Origin of the sequence: Halorubrum sp. SD690R, assembly GCF_005435035.1 — an archaeon.
Classification (GTDB): Archaea; Halobacteriota; Halobacteria; order Halobacteriales; family Haloferacaceae; genus Halorubrum; species Halorubrum ezzemoulense.
In genome coordinates this window covers 84,282-90,598 of the sequence record NZ_SGTV01000015.1, presented here as the reverse complement: position 1 = coordinate 90,598, position 6,317 = coordinate 84,282, and the positions used below count along the sequence as shown (strand labels likewise).

Annotated in this window: 5 protein-coding genes; 2 read left to right on the top strand and 3 right to left on the bottom strand. The window is 69.0% G+C overall.

Annotation, left to right across the window (positions count from 1 at the left end):
• Positions 1 to 28 precede the first annotated feature (28 nt).
• Positions 29 to 1,333 (bottom strand): aspartate--tRNA(Asn) ligase, encoded by a 1,305-nt coding sequence (gene aspS / locus EXE41_RS11020; protein ID WP_137691012.1) that lies wholly within the window; start codon positions 1,331 to 1,333, stop codon positions 29 to 31.
• Between the two features lie 549 nt (positions 1,334 to 1,882).
• Here aspS and EXE41_RS11015 point away from each other — a divergent pair.
• Positions 1,883 to 2,206: a hypothetical protein gene (locus EXE41_RS11015; protein ID WP_086216685.1), complete on the top strand. Its 324-nt coding sequence runs from the start codon at positions 1,883 to 1,885 to the stop codon at positions 2,204 to 2,206.
• A 28-nt stretch (positions 2,207 to 2,234) separates the two neighbouring features.
• Here EXE41_RS11015 and larC read toward each other — a convergent pair whose 3' ends face one another.
• Complete coding sequence (gene larC / locus EXE41_RS11010; protein ID WP_137691011.1) at positions 2,235 to 3,587, bottom strand: nickel pincer cofactor biosynthesis protein LarC; 1,353 nt, start codon at positions 3,585 to 3,587, stop codon at positions 2,235 to 2,237.
• 72 nt (positions 3,588 to 3,659) lie between these two features.
• The gene (locus EXE41_RS11005; RefSeq protein ID WP_049932599.1) at positions 3,660 to 3,848 is read right to left on the bottom strand and encodes a hypothetical protein; all 189 of its coding nucleotides are present in this window, start codon (positions 3,846 to 3,848) and stop codon (positions 3,660 to 3,662) included.
• A 222-nt stretch (positions 3,849 to 4,070) separates the two neighbouring features.
• Between EXE41_RS11005 and EXE41_RS11000 the strand changes: the two genes are divergently transcribed.
• Positions 4,071 to 6,293 carry a CDC48 family AAA ATPase gene (locus tag EXE41_RS11000; protein ID WP_049932597.1) on the top strand — a complete coding sequence of 741 codons (2,223 nt, stop codon included), beginning with the start codon at positions 4,071 to 4,073 and terminating at the stop codon, positions 6,291 to 6,293.
• The last annotated feature ends 24 nt before the right edge of the window (positions 6,294 to 6,317 follow it).

Below are 6,317 nucleotides of genomic sequence, written 5' to 3'. Positions count from 1 at the left end.
CGGGTAGGGTGGGCGTCGTTCGAACCGACTACGGCTCCAGCCGGTTGGGGTCGCGCGGGAACATGATCGCCTCCTTGATGTTGTCGAGGTCGGCGACCTTCTGGACGAGGCGGTCGATACCGAGCCCGTAGCCGCCGTGCGGGGGCGTGCCGTAGCTCAGCGCCTCGATGTAGAACTCGAAGTTCGCGGTCTCGACGCCCTCCGCCTCCATGACCTCGACCATGCGCTCGACGTCGTGTTCGCGCTGGCCGCCAGAGGAGAGCTCTTGGCCCTTGTAGATGAGGTCGAACTTCCGGGAGGCGATCTCGTCGTCCGGCACGTCCTGCATGTAGTAGAACTTCTCGTCGGGGTAGCCGACGACGAAGAACGCCGGATGCCCCTGCTCCTCGAAGTGCTCGCCGAGCAGCTTCTCGCCCTTCGTGTCGAGGTCCGTCGGGTCGTCGGGGAAGTGGCCGAACTCGGTTTCGAGGATGTCGAGCGCCTCGTCGAAGGTGATCCGCGGGAAGTCGTCCTCGGGGACCTCCAGGTCCACGTTGAGAAGGTCGAGTTCGCGCTCGGCGTTCTCGGCGACCTCGCGGAGCGCGTAGCGCAGCGACTCCTCTTGGACGTCCATCACGTCGTCGTGGTCGTCGATGTAGGCCAGCTCCACGTCGAACATCGCGATCTCGGAGACGTGGCGAGAGGTGGCGAAGTCCTCGGCGCGGAACGCGGTCCCCGTCTCGTAGACGGCCTCGTAGCCCGAGGCCATCAGCATCTGCTTGTACAGCTGGGGGCTCTGCGAGAGGAACGCGTCCTGGTTGTAGTAGAGGATCGGGAACAGCTCGGCGCCGCCCTCAGCGCCGCCCTTCGAGATCAGCGGCGTCTTGATGTCGACGTACCCCTCGGCTTCGAACCACTCCTCCATCGCGGTGATCAGCTCGGAGCGCAGAGTGAACACCGCCAGCGTCTCCGGCTTCCGGAGGTCGAGCGCGCGGTTGTCGAGCCGGGTCGAGAGGTCGACCTCGATGTCCTTCGAGATCTCCAGCGGGAGCGGGGACTCCGCCTCGTCGATGACCTCGTACTCGGTCGGCGCGATCTCGACGCCCCCGGGCGCCTGATCGCTCTCCAGCGGTTCGCCGACGACGCGAACAACGTCCTCGGCGCCGACGTCCTGAACGGCCTCGAACAGCTCCGGCTCGCGCTCCTCTTTGAAGACGATCTGGATGAGCCCCTCGCGGTCCCGCACGATGAGGAACACGAGGCCCCCCAGGTCGCGGATCTCGTGGACGTGGCCGGCGATGGCGACCTCGTCCGCGTCCGGTTCGACGTCCGACGTGTGAATTCGCTCGATCATGGCGGTGACTGCTTACGCGCAACTGGTCGGGCGGCCGGCATAGGCCTGTCGTCTCGGGGGCGACTGAACGGGTCGCCCGCGGCCGCTCCGGCGGATTATCGGCGGCTTCCGGACCGAATTAGCCATGTCATGAGGTAGCATAACTAACATAATTTTAATACGAAACCGGTACTGGAGTTGGACGACGGCGCATTCAGCGCCTCGGAGACCGACCATGACCCGTTCCACCCTCCCGACGCTCGTGCGGTCCGTGAGCGTCGCGTCCCTCGGGTGGATCGGGATCGGGTATTCGGCTCCGAACTCACGGTCCGTCCGCCCGACCGCGTGACGCGCGTCGGCTGGGGAGGTTTCCCCGCGGGACGGACCACACCCGTTCTCTCCAGCCGCCGCGTTCGTCGCGCGGGTCGAACCGGACGACCGTTGCCCTCGCGAGCGCTGCCGCCGGCGACCTCGCCGCCGGCGCGTTCGAGGCCGCGGACCGGTCGCGTTCCGGGTTGCGACCCCGGGCGGCCGACCGGCCGCACCGCGTTCGACTCGCGGCGGGGGCGTATGGCGGCAGCCATCCACACGCCGTCGGTCGAGGCCACGGTGACCGTCCGCGTCTCGCAGGCGGCCACCGGCGACCTCGTCGCCGGCGCACGAGCACAGATCGAGCGAATCGACGGCCTCCGCGTCGAGGAGATCGAGATCGCCGGCCTCCGTCCCGGCCTCAACGACACCACGGTCGAGGCGGTCGCCACCCTCGCGGTCGGCGAGGAGGCGGGCCTCAACGAGGACGCCGAGGAGTTCGTCGTCGATCGCGTCCGCGAGCGCCTCGCCGACGGCTTCGGCGTCGACCCCGAGCGCGTCGAGCGGGTCGACCCCCCCGACTGACGGGGGTGCCGGGGCGTCACCTCCCGCCCTATTCTCGCGGGAGCTGCTCCCGCACCTCGGCTTCGACGCGGCGAAGCACCTCGCGGATCGGGAGGCCGGTCGCCTCCGCGACCGCGGCCGCGTCGTCGTACTCCCCGCTGACGTCGTACACCTCCCCGTCGGTCGTCGAGGCGACCTTCACGTCAACCTCGTGGTCCTCGCCGTCGACCCGGAGCGTCGCCGTCTCGAACGCGCGGTCGGCGATCCAGCGGTGGCTCGCGCCGGACTGGCGCACCCCGAGCGTTCCCGTCTCGCGGGCGAGGCGCTCGGCGACGGCCTCGGCGTCCGCCGGCTTACAGATCACCTTCACGAGGTGTCCCGGGCGCGACTTCTTCATCGCCGTCGGGACGATCGTCACGTCCCGCGCCCCGGCCCGCGAGAGCGTCTCCTGAAGCCCGCCGAGCACCTCCGGCGCGGCGTCGTCGAGGTTCGTCTCCAGGACGGCGATGTCGTCGTGTGCGAGCCGTCCGTCGACGGGCTGCCCGGCTCGGGCTCGGTCATCGTCGCGTTTCTCGCGGTCGCCGTCAGGTCCGGGTTCTCTCCCGTCGCCGACGAGCGCGCGGAGGACGTTCGGGTGGCGCTCGAAGTCGGCGTCGCCCGCGCCATAGCCCGCGCGTTCGACCGCGAGGTCCGGGACCGCGTCGAAGCCGTCGGCGACCGCTCCCAGTATCGCCGCGCCGGTCGGCGTGAGCAGTTCGCGGTCGATCGGCCCGCCGGCGATCCGGAACCCGGCCCGGCTCGCGATCTCGGTCGTCGCCGGGGCCGGGACTGGGTACGTCCCGTGGCTCATCTCGACCGTCCCCCCGCCGGCGGCGACCGGCGTCGTGACGACTCGCTCGGGACCGAGATCGGCGAGCAGCAGCGCGGCGCCGACCACGTCGGCGATCGCGTCGTCCGCGCCCACCTCGTGGAAGTGGGTCTCGTCGAGGTCGGTGCCGTGGACCGACGCCTCGGCGCGGCCGAGCAGCTCGAAGGCGTCGAGCGCGGTCGACTCGACGGCCGGCGGAAGGCCCATCGACTCGACCAGATCGACCACTTCGCGGTAGCTCCGGTGGACGCCGGCCCCCTCGGCCGGTTCATCAGATCCGGAGGTGCTCGGATCGTTGTCGTGGCCGTGGTCGTGGTCGTGGTCTCCGTCGGTCTCGACCGTCCTGTCATCGATGAGGACGTCGACCGTCGTCGCGCGGATCCCGTTCTTCTCGACCTCGCCGACGGCGTACCGGACCGGAAGCGCGTCGCTCACGGGGGCGAGCGCGTCGGGGTCCGCCCCGGCGGCGATCAGCGCGGCGCAGATCATGTCGCCGGCGGCCCCGGTCCGACCGTCGAAGACGAGCGTTCGCATGCTGGTTCCGACGCGACTGCCGGATAAATACCTCCGGATTCGATCGCGGGCGGGCGGCGAGGGTCGGGCGAGTTACACCCCCTGGCCGGCCGCGAACAGGTACAGTTCGCCGATCACCAGCAGCGCCACCACCGCGAGCGGGACGGCCAGAATCCCGGCGACGCCGAGCGCGTACAGCGCCGCCCCGACGAGCGCGCCGGCGACGAGGAAGGCGAGCCGAGCGAGGAGGGACCGCATTGGGCCGGAGAGGGAGTCGAACACGCCCGAAAGTCACCTCGAACGGGCAAAAAACGTCCGTTGCGGCCGCCGCAGATCCACGGCGAAAACGCACGCTTACGACGAGGTTTTAAGAACGGACGCCTAACCGTGCTATATGATAACACAACCTGCCGCGGCCGCCGACAGATCGGTGCGGAGCGGCGGCACGGGCAACAGGCTTATTCCCGGACCGGGTCCAGATACGACCATCCCCCGCGAGGAACTATGAACGAAGTCCAACTCGAAGTGGCGAAGGCGTACCCGAACGACTCGGGGCGCGGCATCGCCCGACTCGACCCCGATACCCTGTTACATCTGAAGCTCTCGCCCGGCGACATCATCGAGATCGAGGGCGCGGAGACCACCGCGGCGAAGGTCTGGCGCGCCGACCGCCAGGACTGGAACACCGACACCGTCAGGGTGGACGGGTTCACCCGCCAGAACGCGGACGTCGGCATCGGCGAGCGCGTCACCATCCGGAAGGCGGAGGCCGAGAAGGCCGACAAGCTCGTCTTGGCCCCGCCCGAGGAGGCGTCGGTCCAGTTCGGCTCCGACGCCGCCGGCATGGTGAAACGCCAGATCCTCAAGCGGCCGGTCGTCGAGCGCGACATCGTCCCCGTGATGTCGTCGACGAACCACCCGTTCATGCGGTCGCCCGGGCAGGCGATCCCGCTGATCGCAGTCGAGACGGAGCCCGATGGCGTCTGTCTCATCACGGAAGACACCGAGGTCGAGCTGCGCGAGGAGCCGATCTCCGGGTTCGAGAAGACCGGGGGCGGAATTACGTACGAGGACATCGGCGGCCTCCAGTCGGAGATCCAGCGCGTCCGCGAGATGGTCGAGCTGCCGATGAAACACCCGCAGATCTTCTCGAAACTCGGGATCGAGCCGCCGCAGGGCGTCCTGCTCCACGGCCCGCCCGGCACCGGGAAGACGCTGCTCGCGAAGGCGGTCGCCAACGAGACTTCGGCGTCGTTCTTCTCGATCGCCGGCCCCGAGATCATCTCGAAGTACTACGGCGAGTCCGAACAACAGCTCAGGGAGATATTCGAGGACGCGAAGGAGGAGTCGCCCTCGATCATCTTCATCGACGAGCTCGACTCGATCGCGCCGAAACGGGAGGACGTCACCGGCGAGGTCGAGCGCCGCGTCGTCGCGCAGCTGCTGACGATGATGGACGGGCTGGAGACCCGCGGGCAGGTGATCGTCATCGGCGCGACGAACCGTGTCGACAGCGTCGACCCCGCGCTCCGCCGCCCCGGGCGCTTCGACCGCGAGATCGAGATCGGCGTCCCGGACGAGGTCGGCCGCAAGGAGATCCTCCAGATCCACACCCGCGGGATGCCGCTCTCGGACGACGTGAGCCTCGACCACCTCGCCGACGAGACGCACGGCTTCGTCGGCGCCGACATCGAGAGCCTCACGAAGGAGGCCGCGATGAAAGCGCTCCGGCGCTACCTCCCCGAGATCGACTTAGACGAGGAGGAGGTGCCGCCGAGCCTCATCGACCGGATGATCGTCAAGCGCGACGACTTCTCGGGCGCGCTGAACGAGGTGGAGCCGTCGGCGATGCGAGAGGTGCTCGTCGAGCTCCCGAAGATATCCTGGGACAACGTCGGCGGACTCGAAGAGGCCAAACAGCAGGTCCAGGAGTCGGTCGAGTGGCCGCTCACCTCTCCCGAGAAGTTCGACCGGATGGGCGTCGACGCGCCGAAGGGCGTGCTGCTGTACGGCCCGCCCGGGACGGGGAAGACCCTGATGGCGAAGGCGGTCGCCAACGAGACGAACGCGAACTTCATCTCGGTGCGGGGGCCGCAGCTGCTCTCGAAGTGGGTCGGCGAGTCTGAGAAGGCGATCCGGCAGACCTTCCGGAAGGCCCGGCAGGTGAGCCCGACGATCATCTTCTTCGACGAGCTCGACAGCCTCGCGCCCTCGCGCGGCCAGGAGATGGGGAACAACGTCTCCGAGCGCGTCGTCAATCAGCTCCTGACGGAGCTCGACGGCCTCGAAGACATGGGCGACGTGATGGTGATCGGCGCCACGAACCGCCCGGACATGATCGACCCCGCGCTGCTCCGCTCCGGCCGGTTCGACCGGCTCGTGATGATCGGCCAGCCCGATCAGGAGGGCCGCGAGCAGATCCTCGACATCCACACCGAGAACACGCCGCTCGCGCCCGACGTGAGCCTGCGTGAGGTCGCCGAGATCACTGACGGCTACGTCGGCTCCGACCTGGAGGGGATCGCCCGCGAGGCCGCCATCGAGGCCCTGCGCGACGACGACGACGCCGAGGAGGTCGAGATGAAGCACTTCCGGCGCGCCATGGAGTCGGTGCGGCCGACGATAAACGACGACATCCTCGCGTACTACGAGGACGTCAGAGAGCAGTTCAAGGGCGGCGGCGGCGAGTCGCTGCGCGACACCGGCGGTCGGATCGGGTTCCAGTAACGCGGCCGGCGGTCGATCTCCTGC

Bases quoted from the DNA above. Each gene is read 5' to 3' on its own strand.
- aspS (WP_137691012.1), bottom strand. From the start codon at position 1,333: ATGATCGAGCGAATTCACACGTCGGACGTCGAACCGGACGCGGACGAG.
- EXE41_RS11015 (WP_086216685.1), top strand. From the start codon at position 1,883: ATGGCGGCAGCCATCCACACGCCGTCGGTCGAGGCCACGGTGACCGTC.
- larC (WP_137691011.1), bottom strand. From the start codon at position 3,587: ATGCGAACGCTCGTCTTCGACGGTCGGACCGGGGCCGCCGGCGACATG.
- EXE41_RS11000 (WP_049932597.1), top strand. From the start codon at position 4,071: ATGAACGAAGTCCAACTCGAAGTGGCGAAGGCGTACCCGAACGACTCG.